This window comes from Micromonospora sp. DT227 (assembly GCF_049841835.1).
Taxonomy (GTDB): domain Bacteria; phylum Actinomycetota; class Actinomycetes; order Mycobacteriales; family Micromonosporaceae; genus Micromonospora.
The window spans coordinates 661,524-678,834 of sequence record NZ_JBNCLA010000002.1; the positions used below are offsets into that span (position 1 = coordinate 661,524).

The 17,311-nt window shown below is 73.8% G+C and carries 17 protein-coding genes; 6 read left to right on the forward strand and 11 right to left on the reverse strand.

Annotated features, from left to right (window positions below):
* Positions 1-111: 111 nt before the first annotated feature.
* A complete protein-coding gene (locus ACLQ2W_RS12100) occupies positions 112-750 on the forward strand; it encodes a TetR/AcrR family transcriptional regulator (protein WP_107161786.1) in 639 nt (212 codons plus the stop codon).
* Positions 751-815: 65 nt separating this feature from the next.
* The gene (locus ACLQ2W_RS12105; protein ID WP_107161788.1) at positions 816-1,043 is read left to right on the forward strand and encodes a DUF3107 domain-containing protein; all 228 of its coding nucleotides are present in this window, start codon (positions 816-818) and stop codon (positions 1,041-1,043) included.
* Between the two features lie 129 nt (positions 1,044-1,172).
* Here the strand turns inward: ACLQ2W_RS12105 and ACLQ2W_RS12110 are convergent, their stop codons facing one another.
* Positions 1,173-1,814 carry a ferritin-like fold-containing protein gene (locus ACLQ2W_RS12110; protein WP_425786426.1) on the reverse strand — a complete coding sequence of 214 codons (642 nt, stop codon included), beginning with the start codon at positions 1,812-1,814 and terminating at the stop codon, positions 1,173-1,175.
* A gap of 282 nt (positions 1,815-2,096) precedes the next feature.
* Between ACLQ2W_RS12110 and ACLQ2W_RS12115 the strand changes: the two genes are divergently transcribed.
* Both ACLQ2W_RS12115 and ACLQ2W_RS12120 read left to right on the forward strand, forming a co-directional pair.
* Complete coding sequence (locus tag ACLQ2W_RS12115) at positions 2,097-3,779, forward strand: DEAD/DEAH box helicase (RefSeq protein ID WP_425786427.1); 1,683 nt, start codon at positions 2,097-2,099, stop codon at positions 3,777-3,779.
* A gap of 191 nt (positions 3,780-3,970) precedes the next feature.
* Positions 3,971-5,140, forward strand: a complete 1,170-nt coding sequence (locus ACLQ2W_RS12120; RefSeq protein ID WP_425786428.1) for a class I SAM-dependent methyltransferase — start codon at positions 3,971-3,973, stop codon at positions 5,138-5,140.
* Here the strand turns inward: ACLQ2W_RS12120 and ACLQ2W_RS12125 are convergent.
* Positions 5,137-5,571 (reverse strand): hypothetical protein, encoded by a 435-nt coding sequence (locus ACLQ2W_RS12125; RefSeq protein ID WP_425786429.1) that lies wholly within the window; start codon positions 5,569-5,571, stop codon positions 5,137-5,139. The genes ACLQ2W_RS12120 and ACLQ2W_RS12125 overlap by 4 nt on opposite strands.
* A 188-nt stretch (positions 5,572-5,759) precedes the next feature.
* Here ACLQ2W_RS12125 and ACLQ2W_RS12130 point away from each other — a divergent pair, with 188 nt between their 5' ends.
* Positions 5,760-6,179: a helix-turn-helix domain-containing protein gene (locus ACLQ2W_RS12130; RefSeq protein ID WP_425786430.1), complete on the forward strand. Its 420-nt coding sequence runs from the start codon at positions 5,760-5,762 to the stop codon at positions 6,177-6,179.
* A 75-nt stretch (positions 6,180-6,254) separates the two neighbouring features.
* On the opposite strand, the gene ACLQ2W_RS12135 is transcribed toward ACLQ2W_RS12130, so the two are convergent.
* From ACLQ2W_RS12135 to ACLQ2W_RS12150, 4 genes are all read right to left on the reverse strand, one after another.
* A complete protein-coding gene (locus ACLQ2W_RS12135; protein ID WP_425786431.1) occupies positions 6,255-7,196 on the reverse strand; it encodes a hypothetical protein in 942 nt (313 codons plus the stop codon).
* A gap of 211 nt (positions 7,197-7,407) precedes the next feature.
* Positions 7,408-7,638, reverse strand: a complete 231-nt coding sequence (locus ACLQ2W_RS12140) for a heavy-metal-associated domain-containing protein (protein WP_107161800.1) — start codon at positions 7,636-7,638, stop codon at positions 7,408-7,410.
* 168 nt (positions 7,639-7,806) lie between these two features.
* On the reverse strand, positions 7,807-9,933 hold the full coding sequence (locus ACLQ2W_RS12145; protein ID WP_425786433.1) for a DEAD/DEAH box helicase: 2,127 nt from the start codon (positions 9,931-9,933) through the stop codon (positions 7,807-7,809).
* A complete protein-coding gene (locus ACLQ2W_RS12150; RefSeq protein ID WP_425786434.1) occupies positions 9,930-11,585 on the reverse strand; it encodes a BTAD domain-containing putative transcriptional regulator in 1,656 nt (551 codons plus the stop codon). Before ACLQ2W_RS12150 ends, ACLQ2W_RS12145 begins: the two co-directional genes overlap by 4 nt.
* A 143-nt stretch (positions 11,586-11,728) precedes the next feature.
* Between ACLQ2W_RS12150 and ACLQ2W_RS12155 the strand changes: the two genes are divergently transcribed.
* On the forward strand, positions 11,729-12,553 hold the full coding sequence (locus ACLQ2W_RS12155; RefSeq protein WP_425786435.1) for a hypothetical protein: 825 nt from the start codon (positions 11,729-11,731) through the stop codon (positions 12,551-12,553).
* A gap of 57 nt (positions 12,554-12,610) precedes the next feature.
* On the opposite strand, the gene ACLQ2W_RS12160 is transcribed toward ACLQ2W_RS12155, so the two are convergent.
* From ACLQ2W_RS12160 to ACLQ2W_RS12180, 5 genes are read right to left on the reverse strand one after another with little or no spacing between them, the layout of a single operon-like run.
* Entirely contained in the window at positions 12,611-13,729 is a 1,119-nt protein-coding gene (locus ACLQ2W_RS12160) for a branched-chain amino acid ABC transporter permease (RefSeq protein ID WP_425786436.1), read from the reverse strand.
* A complete protein-coding gene (locus ACLQ2W_RS12165; RefSeq protein ID WP_425786437.1) occupies positions 13,726-14,616 on the reverse strand; it encodes a branched-chain amino acid ABC transporter permease in 891 nt (296 codons plus the stop codon). The genes ACLQ2W_RS12160 and ACLQ2W_RS12165 overlap by 4 nt, the downstream gene beginning before the upstream one ends.
* Entirely contained in the window at positions 14,613-15,341 is a 729-nt protein-coding gene (locus tag ACLQ2W_RS12170) for an ABC transporter ATP-binding protein (protein ID WP_425786439.1), read from the reverse strand. The genes ACLQ2W_RS12165 and ACLQ2W_RS12170 overlap by 4 nt, the downstream gene beginning before the upstream one ends.
* Positions 15,341-16,084, reverse strand: coding sequence for an ABC transporter ATP-binding protein (locus tag ACLQ2W_RS12175; protein WP_107161817.1), 744 nt, complete (start codon positions 16,082-16,084; stop codon positions 15,341-15,343). The genes ACLQ2W_RS12170 and ACLQ2W_RS12175 overlap by 1 nt, the downstream gene beginning before the upstream one ends.
* A gap of 3 nt (positions 16,085-16,087) precedes the next feature.
* A complete protein-coding gene (locus tag ACLQ2W_RS12180; RefSeq protein ID WP_425786440.1) occupies positions 16,088-17,290 on the reverse strand; it encodes a substrate-binding domain-containing protein in 1,203 nt (400 codons plus the stop codon).
* Between the last annotated feature and the right edge of the window lie 21 nt (positions 17,291-17,311).

Consider the following 17,311-nt stretch of genomic DNA (forward strand, 5'->3'; position numbering starts at 1 on the left):
TGGTGACAGTGGCGATAAGTTACAGCGGCGGGCCAATTCCGCGACGGGTTCACGAACCCGGACCGGTTCGGGCGATACGTGCCGGCTCGACGCAGATACTCGGAGGTTCCCATGACGGCAGTGGGGAACGGTGCACACACGGCCGGCCGGCCCACCCGCCTGCCCCGCTCGGCGCGCCGCAAGCAGCTGCTCGCCGCGGCCCAGGAGGTGTTCGTCGCACACGGCTACCACGCCGCCGCGATGGACGACATCGCCGAGCGGGCCGGCGTCTCCAAGCCCGTTCTCTACCAGCACTTCCCCGGGAAGATGGAGCTCTACCTGGCGCTGCTGGACACCCACTGCGACGCCATCGTGGCGAAGGTGCACGACGCCATGCGCGGCACCAACGACAACAAGGAGCGGGTCGGCGCCGCCGTGCGGGCCTACTTCGACTTCGTCGACCACGAGAGCGAGGCGTTCCGCCTGGTCTTCGAATCCGACCTGCGCAACGACCCGGCCGTGCGGCAGCGGGTCGAGCGGGTCGAGCAGGGCTGCATCGCGGCGATCACCGACACCATCATCTCGGACACCGGGGTGAGCCGGGCGCACGCCGAGCTGCTCGCGTCCGGCCTGGTCGGCGCCGCGGAGACCGCCGCGCAGTTCTGGCTGGCGGGCGGTCGGCAGGTGGCCAAGCCGGAGGCGGAAGCGCTGGTCGCGGCGCTGTCCTGGCGTGGCATCGCCAGCTTCCCGCTGCAAGGTGAGTCAGCCTGACCATCGCGCCGCCCGATCGGATAGCCTTCCCACGGTGGCTTTTTCGCCCCAGTTGAGGAGGCACAGTGGAGGTCAAGATCGGCGTGCAGTACGCGCCGCGGGAGCTGGTCCTGGAGAGCGCGCAGTCGCCGGCCGAGATCGAGCAGATCGTGACCGATGCCTTCGCCGGGAGCGAGGGCACGCTCTCCCTGACCGACGAGAAGGGCCGGCGGGTCATCGTGCCGGTCGGCAAGGTCGCCTACGTCGAGATCGCGGAGGCCTCGCCCCGCGCGGTCGGGTTCACCGTCCGCTGATCCGCGTCGCACCGGTCGCCGTGGCGGGGAGACCCGCCGCGGCGGCTCAGTTGTCCCGACCGACCGATCAGGTGGTCGGCCCGACGGTCAGTTGTGCGGCCTGACGGCTCAGTTGCGCGGCCCGACGGCTCAGTTGTTCAGCCCGACCGCCGACATCCGCGTGGCGTGCGCCTCGGTCAGCCGGCGCAGCACCGCCGGCACGTCGTCGCCGGCCCTGCCGAGCAATGCGGCGAGCGCGCCCCGGTCGGCGGCGGCGACGCGTCCGGCCTGCGAGAGCGCCTCGCCGAGCAGTCGACGCGCCCACATCGAGAGCCGTCCGGCCGCCCTGGGGTCCGCCTCGATGGCGGCCCGGATCTCGGTGGCGGCGAACTCGGCGTACCGGGAGTCGTGCAGGACGTCGAGCAGCAGCGCGCGGTCCGGCCCGGCCAGGCCGTCGGCGATCCCGCGCAGGAAGTCGTCGGTGATCGCGTCGCCCACGTACGCTTTGGTCACCGCCTCCGCCCAGTCCCGCGGCTCGGTCGAGTCGTGGTACGCCCGCAACGCCTCGACGTAGGGGGCCATCGCCTCCTCGGGGGTCACGCCCAGCGCGGTGAGGCGGTCGGTGAGCCACCGGTAGTGCGCCATCTCGCCTGCGGCCAGCTCGCTGAGCGTGGCGCGACGGCGCAGGTCGGGGGCGAGCCGGGCGTCGGCGGCCAGCCGGTCGAAGGCGAGCAGTTCGCCGTACGCGACGAGGCCGAACAGGCCGACGGCGGCGGAATCGGGGGCGGACACGAGCGCAGGCTACCGCCCACTTGCTGTGATGCAGGTCACAGGAAGCACCCCCGGCTGCCTGGCCGACACCTGGAATCGGGACGGCTCGGAGGCCGTTCAGGTAGGATGAAGCAGTTGCCGTGGGCACCGACCTGGCCAGCATCGCTGATCAGCACCGGTCCCCGGCGCGCGTGCGGCCCGGTCCGGCTCGGCGAAACCGCCCCCGACCGCGTGGCCCGCGTCAAACCGTCCGCGCCCTGAGGACATGAGGGGCGCACCACGAGAGGGCACCCCCACATCCACATGAGTGAGCAGAGCACAGGCCAGCCACTGGCCCCCACCGCTCCGGTCCCCCCGGAGGCACCCACATTCGCCGCGCTCGGCGCCCGCCAGGAGACCGTCGAGGCGCTCGCCGCCGCGGGCATCACCCGCGCCTTCGCCATCCAGGAGTACGCGCTGCCGATCGGGCTGCGCGGCGTCGACCTGATCGGGCAGGCCCCGACCGGCACCGGCAAGACGCTCGGCTTCGGCATCCCACTGCTGGAGCGGGTCTTCGCCCCGTCCGAGGGCAGCGACGGCGTGCCCCAGGCACTCGTCGTCGTCCCCACCCGCGAGCTGGGCATCCAGGTCGCCAAGGACCTCGACGCCGCCGGTCGCACCCGGGGTGTCCGGGTGCTGCCGATCTACGGCGGCGTGGCGTACGAGCCGCAGATCGAGGCGCTGCGCAAGGGCGTCGAGATCCTGGTCGGCACGCCCGGCCGCCTGCTCGACCTGCAGAAGCAGAAGCACCTGCGGCTCGACCGGGTCCGCGCGCTCGTCCTCGACGAGGCCGACCGGATGCTCGACCTGGGCTTCCTGGACGACGTCGAGAAGATCCTGGCGATGCTGCCGGAGGACCGGCAGACCATGCTGTTCTCGGCCACCATGCCGGACCCGATCGTGGCGCTGTCCCGGCGGTTCCTCCGCCGGCCGGTCACCATCCACGCCGGGCACACCGCCGAGACCGGCCCGTCGCCGCAGACCCAGCAGCTCGCCTACCGCACCCACTCGATGAACAAGGTCGAGATCGTGGCGCGGATCCTCCAGGCCGAGGGGCGCGGGCTCACCATGATCTTCTGCCGCACCAAGCGGGCCGCCGACCGGGTCGCCGAGGATCTCGACTTCCGCGGCTTCGCCGTGGCGGCCGTGCACGGTGACCTGGGCCAGGGTGCCCGGGAGCGGGCGCTGCGGGCGTTCCGCGCCGGCAAGATCGACACGCTCGTCGCCACCGACGTGGCGGCCCGGGGCATCGACGTCACCGGCGTCACCCACGTGATCAACTACGACTGCCCCGAGGACCAGGACACCTACACCCACCGGATCGGCCGCACCGGCCGGGCCGGGGCGACAGGTGTCGCGGTGACGTTCGTCGACTGGGACGACATGCCCCGCTGGCGCATCATCGACAAGACGCTCGGGCTGGACATGCCCGAGCCCCCGGAGACCTACCACACGTCCCCGCACCTCTACACCGACCTGGACATCTCCCCGGACGTCAGCGACACCCTGCCGACCGCCGCGCGTACCCGCGCCGGCCTGTCGGCCGAGGTCGAGGAGGACCTGGGCGGCGGCCGGTCCCGGCGGGACGGCCGGCGCGGTGACACCCGCGGCGACAGCCGCGGTCGCGGCGGGGACCGCCGACGTGGGCGTGGTGGCGAGACCGGCGACACACCCGCCGAAGGCGGAGCGACAGCGGTCGCGACGGATGAGGGCACCCGTACCCCGCGCCGGCGGCGTCGCCGCCGGGCCGGCGAGACGGTGGCCGGCGAGCAGCCGACCGCGGTCGCCACCGAGGGCGCGACGGAGCAGCCCACCACCACCGCCACCACCGCCACCACCGTCGCCACCGCTGACGGCGGCGACGAGACCGCGACCAAGCCGCGTCGCCGTCGGCGTCGCCGCAGCGGCACCGCCACCGCCACCGCCGAGTCCCCCACCACGGACTGAGCAGAGCACCCACACACGACGGCCCTCGGACCCGCTCCGGGGGCCGCTCCCTGTCCCCACCCCGGCACTCTCCTCGTCGATCATGAGGTTGGCGTCCGCCCGCCCGGCGTGTCGCGCCGCCAACCTCATGATCGACCGGGCGCGAGCGGGGGACGGCGGGCGGGGAGGCTTGCCGGACGGGAGGAGCAGGGATGCCGGAAGCGTTGGACGCGGCGCTACGGGAGGTGCGGGCACTGCTGCTCGACCCCGGTCTGACCCGGGCGGTCGCCGCCGGCCGGCAACGAGGACAGCGGCCCTCGGTGGTCCGCGCGGAACTGCGCCCGGTCACGCTGAAGGCCGGCGCGCGGTTGCAGATCGCCACCTCCGACGGCGCCCGACCGCACACCCGTAACGTCACCCCCGGTACGGAGGAGGCCGACACGGCCGTCGACGCGTTGCTCGCCGAGCCGTTCGGCAACTGGCACGTGGAGACCACCGGCACCACGCTCCAGCTCCGGGTCACCAAGTCCGGCGAGGCGCAGGTGCACCGCGCCAAGGCCAGCCGGACGGTCGCCGAGCCGGACGGACACGACCGGGCCAAGGACTGGCTGCTCGACCCGGGTGATCCGCTGTTCGCCGCGATCGGCGGCTCGGCGGCCAAGCGCCGCCAGGTCGACGCGTTCCTGCGCGCGCTGGCCGCGACGCTGCCGGACGACCTCACCGGCCCGCTGCGGGTGGTGGACCTGGGCTGCGGAAACGCGTACCTGACCTTCGCCGCCCACCGCTACCTGACCCGGCGCGGCCTGGACGTGACGTTGATCGGCGTCGACGTCCGGGAGGACCAGCGCCGCCGCAACACGGAGCTGGCCGAACGGCTGGGCTGGGCCGACCGGGTCAGCTTCGTCGCCGGCACCATCGCGCAGGCCCCTGTCGAACCGGCTCCCGACCTGGTGCTGGCGCTGCACGCGTGCGACACGGCGACCGACGAGGCGTTGGCCCGGGCGGTGCACTGGGGCGCCCGCTGGGTGCTCGCCGCCCCGTGCTGCCACCACGACCTCGCCGCCCAGCTCCGGGCCCGGCCCGCGCCCGGGCCGGACGGACTGCTCACCCGCCAGGGCATCCTGCGCGAGCGGTTCGCCGACGTGCTCACCGACGCGCTGCGGGCCGGGCTGCTCCGGCTGCACGGCTACCGCGCCGAGGTGGTGGAGTTCGTCGACTCCCAGCACACCCCACGCAACCTGCTCATCCGGGCCCGACGGACGGCCGGCTCGCCGACCGACGGCCAGCGGGCCGAATACCGCGAGCTGGTGGACCGGTGGGGCGTCACGCCCCGGCTGGAGACGCTGCTCGCCGCCCCGAACCCGGACCCGGCCTCGGTCTAGCGGCGCCGCTCGCCGCGGTTGCGGTCGCCGCGGTCCAGCGCCGACACCCGCTCGCCGGGGCCGCGGTTGGTGGCCCGATCGCTGTCCGGCGGCACGGTCGGGAACGGGACCACCTTCGCCTGCTGCTGGTCGGAGTTGCCGACGGCGGCGAACGCGTTCCAGGAGATGTCGACAAGCAACCGCTTCAGCTCGGCGTGCCGGGCCGCGGCGTTGCGCTGGAGCGCCATCCGCGCGCCCAGCACCACACCGACCAAGGTGGTGCAGACCGCGCCGGTCGCGGCGATCAGGTGCACGCCCTCCGCCGGGTCGCCCCGCACCGCCAGCACCAGCAGCCAGATCCAGAAACCCAGCGCGAACACGCCGGCCTTCGCCACGAAGAAGAGGCTCACCGCGCCAGGACGGTGCGGAACGGGACGGTCCGGTTCGGCCATGCTGCTCCTCTGAAGTCACTGCCGGGGAGGATTCATTCAGCTTAGTTGACAGTCCGCAACTGTTCACGCTGCGTCGGTCCCGCCCACGAGACCCTTCCGACCGATCAGTCAGTTACTTCTTCCCCCGGGCGTACTAGGCTCGGGGCGCAGAGCCGGGCGCACCGGCGGAAGGGGACAGCCGAGGAGGGATGGGCGCCGCAGAGGTTTCGCCGCAGATGGCCTTCGCACGGTTCGTGCGACGGGCCATCGACGACGCGCGTGAGGAGCGCGGCTGGACGGTGACCGACCTCGCCACCCACACCGGCGTCGGCCGGTCCACGGTGTTCCGCTGGCTGGCCGGCGACTGGCAGGACTACCCCGAGCTCGCCAAGGTGCGCGGCTTCTGCGCCGCCCTCGATCTGCCGGTGGCCGCCGCGTTCCGGGCCCTGGGTCTGCCCGACGCCGGGGCGGTGCCCCGCCGACGCGCCGCCGAGGACGGTCCGGTCGAGGCAGACGTACGGGTCATCCTGGAACGGCTGGCCGACCCGAACGTCCCCGCCGAGGAGAAGCACCACATCCGCGACCTGCTGCGCTACCTGGCCCGCCGACCGGTCCGCCGCGCCGGCTGACCGTACGAGCCGGCTGACCGTACGAGTCGGCCGGTCAGGCGTGCCGCCGGTGCCGGCTGAGACACGGGCGGCCGGTCAGGCGACGGTCAGCGTGAACTCGGCGGTCCGCACCACGCCGCCGACCTGGAAGTCCAGGAACATCCGGTAGCGGCCCGGCCCGGGGGCGGTCAACCAGAACGTCACCGCGTCGCCGTCCCGCACCGGCTCCGGGTGCACGTGCAGGTAGCCGAGATCGCCTTCACGCAGCGCCACCAGGTGACCGAACGCGCCCAGGTAGGGCTCCAGGGCAGCGGCCGCGCCGCCGGCGTCGGTGACCCGGAACCGCAACGGCACCGACCGTCCCACCTCGGGCGTGCCGGTGAACCCGACGGTGAACCCGTCGACCGTGGCCGACGGCTCCGGGGCGGGCAGCGGCCGGGGCAGGTAGTCACCCGGCACGGCCAGGTCGGCACCGAGCACGGCGGCGACCTGCCGGCCGTCGTCGGCCACCGCGGTGAAGTCGGCGTACATCCGCCAGGCCCCCGGCGCGGCAGGCGTCAACGGCACCGACCAGGTGCCGTCGGCGGCCATCGTCGGGTGCAGGTGCCGGTAGCCGGTGAGGTCGCGGCGGACCACGATGACGTGCATCGGCTTGTCGTGCACGACGGCGAAGCGGGTCACCGCCCGACGATTGTCGTCGCGGACCTGGAACCGCAGCTCACCGACGCGGCCGGCGGTCAAGCCCCCGGTCGACGGGACGAGCGTGTAGCCGGCCGAGCTGATCGACAGCCCGGTCGCGCCGTCGCCACCGCCCTGGGTGACCGTGGCTCCGTCGTGCGAGTGCGCGCCGGCGCCGGGCGCGTGGGAGTGGGCGCCACCGGCCGGGGCGGCGCCGCCCGCCGGGACCGTGCCGGCCGGAGCCGCGCCACCGCCCGGGTTCGCCGGCGGGTTCAACCGACCGAGCCCGAAACCGAGCAGCACGGCCAGCACCAGGCCGCCCACCACCAGGGCGAGCCGTACCGTGTCCCGGTCCACCACCGCCGGACCCGTCGCCGCGCCCGCGCCGCCGGAACCCGACGCGGAACCGCCGAAACCCGACGCGGGACCGCCGGAACCCGACACGGCACCGCCGGAACCCGACGCCGGGCCGCCGATGTCGGACGCGGGACCGTCGGAGCCCGACGCGGGACCGCCCGAGCCAGGCCCCGGGCCGTCGATGTCGGGCGCGGGCTCGGCGAGGGACGGCGACTCAGGCAACGCCGCCGGCCAACTCGTAACCCGCCTCGTCGACGGCGGCGCGGACGGACTCCACCGGCAGCGGAGCCGCGCTGGTGACGGTGGCCGTGCCCCCGACCAGGTCGATCCGGACCTCCTCGACGCCCGGCAGCGCGGACAGCTCCCCGGTCACCGCCCGGACGCAGTGTTCGCAGGTCATCCCGGTCACGGTGTACGTCTGGACGACGGGTCGCTGCTCGGTCATGGCCCCACGGTACCGCCGGCCGGGTCGCCCGCGGACGACGCCCGCGCGAACGGTGGCGTCGCTCGCACCCCGCAGCGCGACGGTCCATTCCCACGCGGCGGGCACGGGTGTTAAGCGGGGCCCCTTCCTATGCAGAATGCGTTAACAGGGGGCCCCGCCTTACACCCCTCAGCCGGCGAGGGCGAGGGCGAGGGCGAGCGGCAGCACGTCCGGCGCACCGGCGCGGCGCAGCAGGCGCGCCACCATGGCCATCGTCCAGCCGGAGTCGACCAGGTCGTCGACGAGCAGCACCGGCCCGTCCAGCGCGGGCAGCGCGCCGGCCAACTCGTCCGGCAGGTGGAACGCGTCGTGCAGCGCGCGTACCCGCTGGGCGCTGTTGCCGCGCGGCCCGCCGGCACCGGCCGGACCGGTCGGCACGACCACGCCGAGCAACGGCAGCCGGCCGACCCCGGCGATCCGCTCGGCCAGCGAGCCGACCAGCGTCGGCCGGTTCCGGGAGCCGACCGCGACCACGCCGGCCGGGCGGCGCGGCCACGGGTCGTCGCCGTGTGCCCACGCCTTCAGCACCTCGACGACCGCCGCCGCCACGTCGTCGGGCACCGGGCCGTCCGGCGCGTCCGGGCCGACCAGGCCCCGCAACCGCCCGCCCCATCCCAGGTCGGACAGGCGCCCCACGGCCCGCCCGGGCAGCGCCTGCTCCGCCGGGGGGAGGCGACCCTTCAGGGGTACGCCGACCGCGTCCAACCCGGTCGGCCAGAGCTTCTTCGGCGCGATCTGGACGCCGGGGCGGCCGAGGAACGTCTGCGCGGCGGTGAGCGCCTCCGGTGAGACGTCCGCGTCGAACAGCGGGCCGGCGCAGTTGTCGCACCGGCCGCAGTCCTCCGCCCCGGTGTCGTCGAGCCCTTCCCGCAGGTAGCGCATCCGGCAGCGGGACGTGTCCGCGTACTCCCGCATGGCCCGCTGCTCGGCGGTGCGCGCGTCGGCGACGCGCCGCAACCGGGCCTCGTCGTAGGTCCACGGCTCGCCGGTGGCGAGCCAGCCGCCGCGCACCCGGCGGACCGCGCCGTCCACGTCGAGCACCTTGAGCATCAGCTCCAGCCGGGCCCGGCGCAGGTCGACGACCGGTTCCAGGGCCTGGGTGGAGATCGGCCGGTCGGTGTCGAGCGCGGCGAGCACGGCGCGGACCTGCTCCTCGGGCGGGAACGCGAGCGAGGCGAAGTACCGCCAGATGGCCGCGTCCTCGACGCCGGGCAGGAGCAGCACCTCGGCCTGCTCGACGGCGCGACCGGCGCGACCGACCTGCTGGTAGTAGGCGATCGGCGACGGCGGCGCTCCGAGGTGCACCACGAAGCCCAGGTCGGGCTTGTCGAAGCCCATGCCGAGCGCGCTGGTGGCGACCAACGCCTTGATCTTGTTGTCGAGCAGGTCCTGCTCGGCGGCGCGCCGGTCGGCGTCCTCGGCCTGCCCGGTGTAGGACGCCACCGACCAGCCCCGGCCGCGCAGGAACTCCGCCGTCTCGGTGGCCGCGGCCACGGTGAGCGTGTAGACGATCCCCGAGCCGGGCAGCCGGTCCAGGTGGTCGGCCAGCCAGGCCAGGCGGTGGGCCGGGCTCGGCAGATCGAGTACGCCGAGGCGCAGCGACTCCCGGTCCAGCGTGCCGCGCAGCACCAGCGCGTCACCGAGCTGCTCGGCCACGTCGCGGGTGACCCGGGCGTTGGCGGTGGCCGTGGTGGCGAGCACCGGCGTGCGCTCGGGCAGGTTCGCCAGGAACGTACGCAGCCGGCGGTAGTCGGGGCGGAAGTCGTGCCCCCAGTCGGAGACGCAGTGCGCCTCGTCGACCACCAGCAGCCCGGTGGTGGCGGCCAGCTTCGGCAGCACGCCGTCCCGGAAGTCCGGGTTGTTGAGGCGTTCCGGGCTGATCAGCAGCACGTCGACCGTCCCGGCGTGGATCTCGGCGGTGATCTCGTCCCACTCGTCCAGGTTGGCGGAGTTGATGGTGCGGGCCCGGATGCCGGCGCGGGCGGCGGCGTCGACCTGGTTACGCATCAGCGCCAGCAGCGGCGACACGATCACCGTCGGCCCGTGCCCGCCGCCGGACCGCAGCAGCGCGGTGGCCACGAAGTAGACGGCCGACTTGCCCCAGCCGGTGCGCTGCACGCAGAGCACCCGCCGCCGGTCGACGACCAGCGCCTCGATGGCGCGCCACTGGTCCTCGCGCAGCCGGGCGTGGTCACCCGCCAGCCGCCGCAGGACCGCCTCGGCGCGTTCCCGGACGGCGTTCCGATCCTGGCTCATCCGGCATTTCTACCAGGGACGGCCGACCACACCGGCGGGGCGGGCGACGGCTCGGGCGGCAGGAAGAGCAGCAGCTCGCGCAGCGGTTCGGTGGTCGACGACGGCAGGTGGCAGCGCCCGGCCAGTTCCTCCAACGAGCCGTACGGGCCGCGCAGCCGGCGGTCGAGCACCACATGTCGGGCCTGCGCCGGGCTCAGCCCCGGCAGCCCGAGGATCGTCGGGTCCGCCACCGAGTTGACGTCGACCAGGCCGCCGTCGTCGTAGGCGCGGGGCAGATCGGGGCGGCCGATGCGCAGTTCGGCGCGCGCCGACGGGTAGTGGTGGAGCAGGTGGCGGGCGTGTTCCCGGCGCTGCCGGCGGCCGGTCGCGTGCGGCCGGTACCGCCGGAGGTCGCGCAACCAGGCCAGGAGCCGACCGTTGAGCAACACCACGTGCAGGACACTGACCAGCCAGGTGAACAGCCAGGTGAAACCGACCACGTCCTCCGGGACGCTGAACTCCTCCGGCTCCTTGTCGGTGCTGAACACCACCATGAAACCGACGGCCACGCTGAGGTAGTAGCCCGCCGCGAGGAGGGTGACCCAGCTCCGGCGCCAGATCCCGTAGAGCAGGACCACCAGCCAGGCGAGCAGGCCCAGCGACAGCAGCGAGCAGAGCGCGCCCACCACGGTCGCGCCGACACTCAGCCAACCGGGCACCCGGGACGCCGTCGGGAAGGGCGGCGGAAGTCTCAGCGGCTCGGACATGTCCGGCACCGGGGATCGGGCCGCACCGACCGGCTCAACCAGCGCCGCCGTGGACGGGGCCGGCGACGGAACGGCGGCCGGCGGGACCGGCGGGACCGCCGACGGAGCGGCCGGACCGGGGCCGGCGGCCGGCAGCAGGAGGCCCGCGTCGGCGCGGAGGATGCGCTGGTGCAGGTCCCGGAGCGGCTCCCCGGGGTCGATGCCGTACTCGTCGCGGAGCAGGTCGGCGAAGTCCCGGTAGGCGGCGAGCGCCTCGGCCTGCCGGCCACTCCGGTAGAGCGCCAGCATGAGCTGGAGCCGCAGCCGCTCCCGGACCGGGAACTCGGCGACCAGCTCGACCAGCCGGCCCACCGCCTCGCCGTGTCGACCGGCGGCCAACTCCAGCTCGGTACGCGTCTCCAGCGCGACGGCCCGCAACTCCACCAGCCGGTGCCGGGCGGCGTCGAACCAGGGGCCGGCGAACCCCGTGAACGGCTCGCCCTGCCAGCGCTCCAGCGCGGCGTGCACCTCGGCCAGCGCCTCCGCCGTACGCCCGGCCGCCTGCGCCTGCCGGGCGCGCTGGACGCCCCGCTCGAAGCGCGTCACGTCGACCGACTCCGGCGCGACCCGCAGCAGGTATCCGGCGTCGGTCAGCGTGAGCACCTGGGCCGGCGTACGCGGTGACCGGTCGGGCTCCAGCATCCGGCGCAGACCGGCCACGTGCTTCTGCACCACGTTGGGGCCGTTCACCGGCGCTTCCTCGGGCCACACCGCCTCGACGATCTGCCCGGTGGGGACCGGGCGGCCGGCGGCGAGCAGCAGCACGGCCAGCACGGCCCGCTGTTTGGCCGGGCCCAGATCGAGCGGACGGTCGGCGTACCAGGCCCGCTGTGGACCGAGGAGCTCGAAACGCAGCGCCTCTGACATGCGAGTTTCCCGCCCCCGTACCCCCGGCCGTCGCCCGCCGTGGCCGGCGGCAGTCGGACGGCAGCATATCGGCAGTGGAACGGCGATGGCGGCCTGCGAAGCTTCCCCGGCAACAGCCACCTGGGAAAGTGAGTCGAACGAAGATGACGCAGCGAAACGGCACCGCCGCGACCGTCCGGCGGATCGGGCTCCGCGCGGCCGCCGTGCTGGCCACCACCGCACTGGCCGCCGGGTGCGGCGCGGGGGACGCCTCCGAGGGCGCCGGCCCCGCGCCGGCCCCGTCGGCGGACCCCAAGGCCACCCTGCTGGCCGCCGTGCCGACCGAGCAGGACCCGGCGTTCCGGTTCCTGCTCCAGGACAGCACCGACAAGTTCACCGGCGTGCTGGACCCGGCCACCGAGGCCATGGACCTCGCCGTCAAACAGCGGAACGACGACCCGGAGTTCACCATGGACATGACGTTCCGGTGGATCGACGAGGCGCTGTGGATGCGGGTCAAGTTGACCGGCCTCACCGACGTACCCGACTCGCTCAAGCTGCCCAAGCGCTGGATGGCGATGGACCGCGACAAGCTGAAGGACGAGTCCAGCATCCCCGCCTACCAGGGCGCCGACCCGGGCAACACCGCCGCCGTCATCCGCACCGCGGACACGGTCGAGGCCAAGGGCGACGGTACGTACACCGGGCTCGCCGACCTGACCGACAACGCCGACGTGCAGAGCACGTTCGACAACGTGGACCTGACGGCGCTGGGTGAGGCGGGGAAGAGGGTGCCGTTCACCGCCGTCATCGGGGCGGACGGCAACCTGGCCTCGCTGACCCTGAACGTGCCGGCGGCCGGCAAGCAGAAGGCGATGAAGCTGATCACCAGATACTACGACTACGGCAAGGCGCCGAAGATCGCCGAGCCCACCGGGGACCAGGTGCAGAAGGCGCCGGCCCTGGTGTACGAGATGCTCAACGGCTGACCCGCGACCAGCGCGACGGGCGGCGGCCACACGGGGGCCCGCCGCCCGTCGCGGGGGTCAGCGGCGCGGGCGCAGCGCGGACCCGAGGGGTGCCAGTCGGGTGCGCAGGCTGGCCAGGCCGCCGGGGAAGAAGTACACCGCCAGGATGAACACGGTGCCCAGCACGAACAGCGGCTGGCTCAGCGGGTGACTGAGGAACGCGGGCAGGCTGTTCACCGCGTCGCTGCTGCCGAACGCGGTGAGCCGGTGGTCCAGGTACATGTAGAGGACGCCGCCCAGCACCGGCCCCCACCTGGTGCCCGGGCCACCGAGCACCACCATCACCAGCAGCGACAGCGTCAGCTCGGACGACGTGATGTGCGGGCTGGCGCCGCCCACGATCAGCACGTAGACCACCCCGCCGGCGCTGGCCAGGCCGCCGGCCAGCGTGAACGCGACAAGCTTGAACCGGTACGGGTCGAGCCCGAGCACCCCGATCCGCCGCTCGTCGTCGCGCAGCCCGGCCAGCACCCGCCCGGTTGGCGAGCCACTGACCCGGTGCAACACCAGCACCACCAGCGCCAGGTACGCCAGCGCCAGCCAGTAGAGGTTGACCGTATTGGTGACGCCGACGAGCGCCGACGGCAGCCCGGACACGTCCAGCGGCAGGCCCTCCTCGCCACCGGTCAGCCCGCCGAAGTCGCGGGCCACCAGGATCGCCCCGACCTGCGCGAACGCCAGCGTCACCATGGCGAACGCGATGCCCACGGTGCGCAGCGCCACCGCGCCGAGCAGCGCGGCCAGCGTGGTGCCGCCGGCCACGGTGAGCACGGCGGCCTGCCACAGCGGCAGCCCGGCCTTGGTGACCAGCACGTCGGTGCCGTAGACGCCGGCGGCGAAGTAGAGCGCGTGCCCGAAGGAGAGCATGCCGGTACGCCCGAACAGCAGGTCGTAGCCGGCCGCGAGCCCGCCGAAGACCAGGCAGATGGCGAGCAGTTGCAGCGTGCCCGGCGAGTTCAGCGGCCCCTCGAAGATGCCGGGCAGGTTCACCGTCGAGTACGGCAGGACCGCGGCCACCACCAGCGCGACAAGCGGCAGGTACGGACGCAGCCCGTGCCAGCGGGAGCGCCCGGGGGTCAACTCGTCGGGCACCGTGGCCGGCGGCGCGGGCACCTCGGCACTCTTGACCTCGGTCATGCGTGAGCCACCTTTCCGGCCAGGCCCTGCGGACGCAGCAGCAGCACCACGGCGAGCAGGCCGACGACGCACAGATCGCCCAGCCCGGACGTGCCGTAGTAGTTGACGAACTGTTGCAGCAGCCCCACCGCGACCGCCGCGTACGCGGAGCCGACGACCGAGCCCATTCCGCCGATCACCACCACGATGAACGCGAAGATCAGCAGCGAGCCGCCCTGGCCGGGTGAGACGGTGCCGAAGTAGACGCCGCCGAGCGCGCCGGCCAGCGCGGCGGCGGCCCCGCCGATCGCGAAGACCAGCGTGAACGCCTTGCGCACGTCGATGCCGAGCGCGGTCACCATCTCCCGGTTCTCCACGCCGGCCCGGATGATCAGGCCGTACCGGGTCCAGCGCAGGAACGCCAGCAGCGCGCCGAGCACCAGCACCGCGGCGACGATCAGCAGCAGCCCGGCGTTCGGCACCTGCGCGCCGAGGACCGCCGTCACGTTCCGGCTCCAGTCGGGGCGCGGGAACGTGCGCGGGTCGGCGCCCCAGGTGGCCTGGAGCAGCGCCACGCCGGCCAGCGACAGGCCGACGGTGACCAGCACCTGTTCGATGGTGCGGGAGTAGAGCGGCCGGATCAGCACCAGCTCGACAAGCACCGCGACCAGCGAGCCGGCCAGCACGCCGAACAGCACCGCGACCACGAACCCGAGGCCGTCCGACCCGGCGCCGGGCAGGTTGCCGGCCGCCCACCAGGTCGCGTACGCGCCGACGCCGAGGAACAGGCCGTGCGCGAAGTTGAGCACGTCGGCGAGGCCGAAGACCAGGGACAGGCCGGACGCGACGAGGAAGTAGAGCGCCGCCAGGCCGAGCCCGGTCAGCGTCAACAGGACCACGGTGTTCACGAGTGCACCTCCGCCGAACCCACCCCGAGCAGCGACTTCGTCAGCGCGGTCTCCAGCAGCAGCTCGTGGGCGTCGCCGGTCCAGGCGACCCGGCCGGCGGAGAGCACCACCGCGTCGGACGCCAGCCGTCGCACCACCGCCAGGTTCTGCTCGACCAGCAGCACCGGCACGGATTCCGCGACCCGTTCCAGCACCTCGGCCACTTCGGTCACCACCTTCGGCGCCAACCCCTTGGTCGGCTCGTCGACCAGCAGCAGCCGGTTGTCGTTGAGCAGTACCCGGCCGATGGCGAGCATCTGCTGCTGCCCGCCGGAGAGCGAACCGGCCCGTTGCCGTCCGCGCCGGTCCAGCTCCGGAAAGAGCGCGAAGACCTTGTCGTACGCCGGGGTGGTGCCCCGCCGCTCGGCCAGCCGCAGGTTCTCCGCGACGGTGAGCCCGGCGAAGACGCACCGGTCCTCCGGCACGTAGCCGAGCCCGTCGCGGACCAGCCGGTGGGTGGGGCGGGCGAGCAGGCTCCGCGCGCCCATCCGCACCGTGCCGCGCACCTCGCCGCCCCGGGGGGTGAGCCCGACGATCGCGCGCAGCGTGGTGGTCTTGCCGACGCCGTTGCGCCCGAGCAGCACGGTGACGCCGGTCGGCGCCACCTCGAACGACACGCCCTGGAGGATGTGCAGTCCGGCGATCCGCACGGACAGGCCCTCCACGCTCAGGACAGGTTCGACCATCAGAGCGCCTCCCCCAGGTACGCCTCCTGCACGGTGGCGTTCGCCATCACCGTGTCCGGGGTGTCGCAGGCCAGCAGCGCGCCGTGGTGCATCACGGCGATCCGGTCGGCCAGTTCCAGGATCACGTCCATGTGGTGCTCCACCATGAGCACCGCCCGGCCGCTGTCCCCGGTCAGCGACTTGATCACGCGGACCAGCTCCGGCACGTCCTCGGCGCTCACCCCGGCCATCGGCTCGTCCAGCAGCATCACCCGGGGCTCCCCGGCGAGCAGCAGCGCGATCTCCAGCTTGCGTTTCTCGCCGTGGGCGAGCGTGCCGGCCAGCGCCGTACCCCGGTGGTGCAGGCCGACCCGGTCGAGCGCCGCGTCGGCGGCGGCGGCCACCTCCCGGTCGGCCGCCGCCCGCCGCCACAGCTTCATCGAGCCACCCCGGTGCGCCTGTACGGCGAGCCGGACGTTCTCCCGGACCGTCAGCGAACCGAAGACCGAGGACGCCTGGAAGGTGCGCCCCAGACCGAGCCGGGCCCGCCGGTGCGGCGGGAGCGTGGTGACGTCCGCGCCGTCCAGCAGGATCTTTCCTTCGGTGGGCCGGCGCAGGCCGGTGATCAGGTTGAACAGCGAGGTCTTGCCGGCGCCGTTGGGCCCGATCACGCCGAGGAACTCCCCCGGCGCCAGATCGAGGTAGACGGAGTCGACGATGGCGACCTCACCGATCCGCCAGGTCAGACCGCGGGTGGCGAGCATCGGTCAGCCCTTCATCTGCGCGACCGGCGGCGCGCTCTCGTCACCGGTCAGCGTCTTCTGCGCGGTGGCCGTGAACGCGGTGCCGCTGCCGGTGAGCTTGGCCTGGTACATCGGCTGGAGCAGCGCGTGGTCCTCGGCGCGGATCTTCATGGTGCCCTTGACGCCCTCGAACTCCCAGCCCTCCAGCGCGGTGACCATCTTCGCCACGTCGTCGCCGCCCTCCTGCACCGCGCGCACGACCATCTGCGCGGCGGCGAACCCGTCCGGGTGGAACAGGTCGAGCGTGCCGCCGGGGATCTTCGCCTTGGCGGCCTTGGCGGCCTCGGTGTCGCTGGCCCCGTCGAAGTAGTGCGACAGGAACGAGATCTTGCTGCCGGCCGCGCCGAACGTCGGCCAGGAGGCGCGGATGTCCAGCCCGGTGACGACCGTGGTGGCGGCGAGCACGCCCTGCTGGTCGAGCGTCTGCCACATCGCACCGGCGGTGGTGCCGGCCCAGGCGACGAAGAGCAGGTCCGGCTTGGCGGCCTTGATCTGGCTGGCGAACGGCGTGAACTCGGTGGCGCTGGCCGGCGCGCGGACGCTGCTCACCGTCGCGCCGGCGCCGCCGATCACGGCCTTCACGGCGGCCTCGTTGGCGTCGCCGAACGCGCCGTCCTGGGCGAACACCACGACCTTCTTGCCGGCCGCGTCGCCGATGAACGACTTGGCGGTCACCACGTCCTGCCAGGACTGCCGGCCGGAGCGGAACGTGTACTTGTTCGCGCCGGTGACCCCATCGGTGGCGGCCGGACCGGAGATGAACAGCACCTTGTTCTGCGCCGCGATCGGGGCCACCTGGAGCGCCACCCCGGAGGAGGTGGACCCGGCGATGATCTTCGTGCCCTTGCCGATCAGGTCCTTGGCGGCGGAGACGGCCTTGGCCGGGTCGCCCGCGTCGTCGGCCTCGCTCAGCTCGATCTTCCGGTCACCGACCTTGCCGGTGCCCTTGGTGGCGAAGTCGAGGCCGGCCTTGAACCCCTCGATGTACTGCTTGCCGTAACTGGCCAGCGGCCCGGACTGGGAGTAGACCAGGCCGACCTTGACCGGCGCGGCGTCGCCGCCGCCGGAGGCGGTGTCCTGCGGGCTGCCACACGCCGTGGCGGCCAGCGCGGCCGCCATCATCGTGGCGGCGGAAAGGAACACCCGTCGCGTGTGCCGGATCGTCATTGCGACTCCAGGTGAGGACAG

Excerpts from the sequence above, each read along its gene's own strand:
- ACLQ2W_RS12100 (WP_107161786.1), top strand. The coding sequence starts at position 112 with ATGACGGCAGTGGGGAACGGTGCACACACGGCCGGCCGGCCCACCCGC.
- ACLQ2W_RS12115 (WP_425786427.1), top strand. The coding sequence starts at position 2,097 with ATGAGTGAGCAGAGCACAGGCCAGCCACTGGCCCCCACCGCTCCGGTC.
- ACLQ2W_RS12120 (WP_425786428.1), top strand. The coding sequence starts at position 3,971 with ATGCCGGAAGCGTTGGACGCGGCGCTACGGGAGGTGCGGGCACTGCTG.
- ACLQ2W_RS12125 (WP_425786429.1), bottom strand. The coding sequence starts at position 5,571 with ATGGCCGAACCGGACCGTCCCGTTCCGCACCGTCCTGGCGCGGTGAGC.
- ACLQ2W_RS12130 (WP_425786430.1), top strand. The coding sequence starts at position 5,760 with ATGGGCGCCGCAGAGGTTTCGCCGCAGATGGCCTTCGCACGGTTCGTG.
- ACLQ2W_RS12140 (WP_107161800.1), bottom strand. The coding sequence starts at position 7,638 with ATGACCGAGCAGCGACCCGTCGTCCAGACGTACACCGTGACCGGGATG.
- ACLQ2W_RS12145 (WP_425786433.1), bottom strand. The coding sequence starts at position 9,933 with ATGAGCCAGGATCGGAACGCCGTCCGGGAACGCGCCGAGGCGGTCCTG.
- ACLQ2W_RS12150 (WP_425786434.1), bottom strand. The coding sequence starts at position 11,585 with ATGTCAGAGGCGCTGCGTTTCGAGCTCCTCGGTCCACAGCGGGCCTGG.
- ACLQ2W_RS12155 (WP_425786435.1), top strand. The coding sequence starts at position 11,729 with ATGACGCAGCGAAACGGCACCGCCGCGACCGTCCGGCGGATCGGGCTC.
- ACLQ2W_RS12160 (WP_425786436.1), bottom strand. The coding sequence starts at position 13,729 with ATGACCGAGGTCAAGAGTGCCGAGGTGCCCGCGCCGCCGGCCACGGTG.
- ACLQ2W_RS12170 (WP_425786439.1), bottom strand. The coding sequence starts at position 15,341 with ATGGTCGAACCTGTCCTGAGCGTGGAGGGCCTGTCCGTGCGGATCGCC.
- ACLQ2W_RS12175 (WP_107161817.1), bottom strand. The coding sequence starts at position 16,084 with ATGCTCGCCACCCGCGGTCTGACCTGGCGGATCGGTGAGGTCGCCATC.
- ACLQ2W_RS12180 (WP_425786440.1), bottom strand. The coding sequence starts at position 17,290 with ATGACGATCCGGCACACGCGACGGGTGTTCCTTTCCGCCGCCACGATG.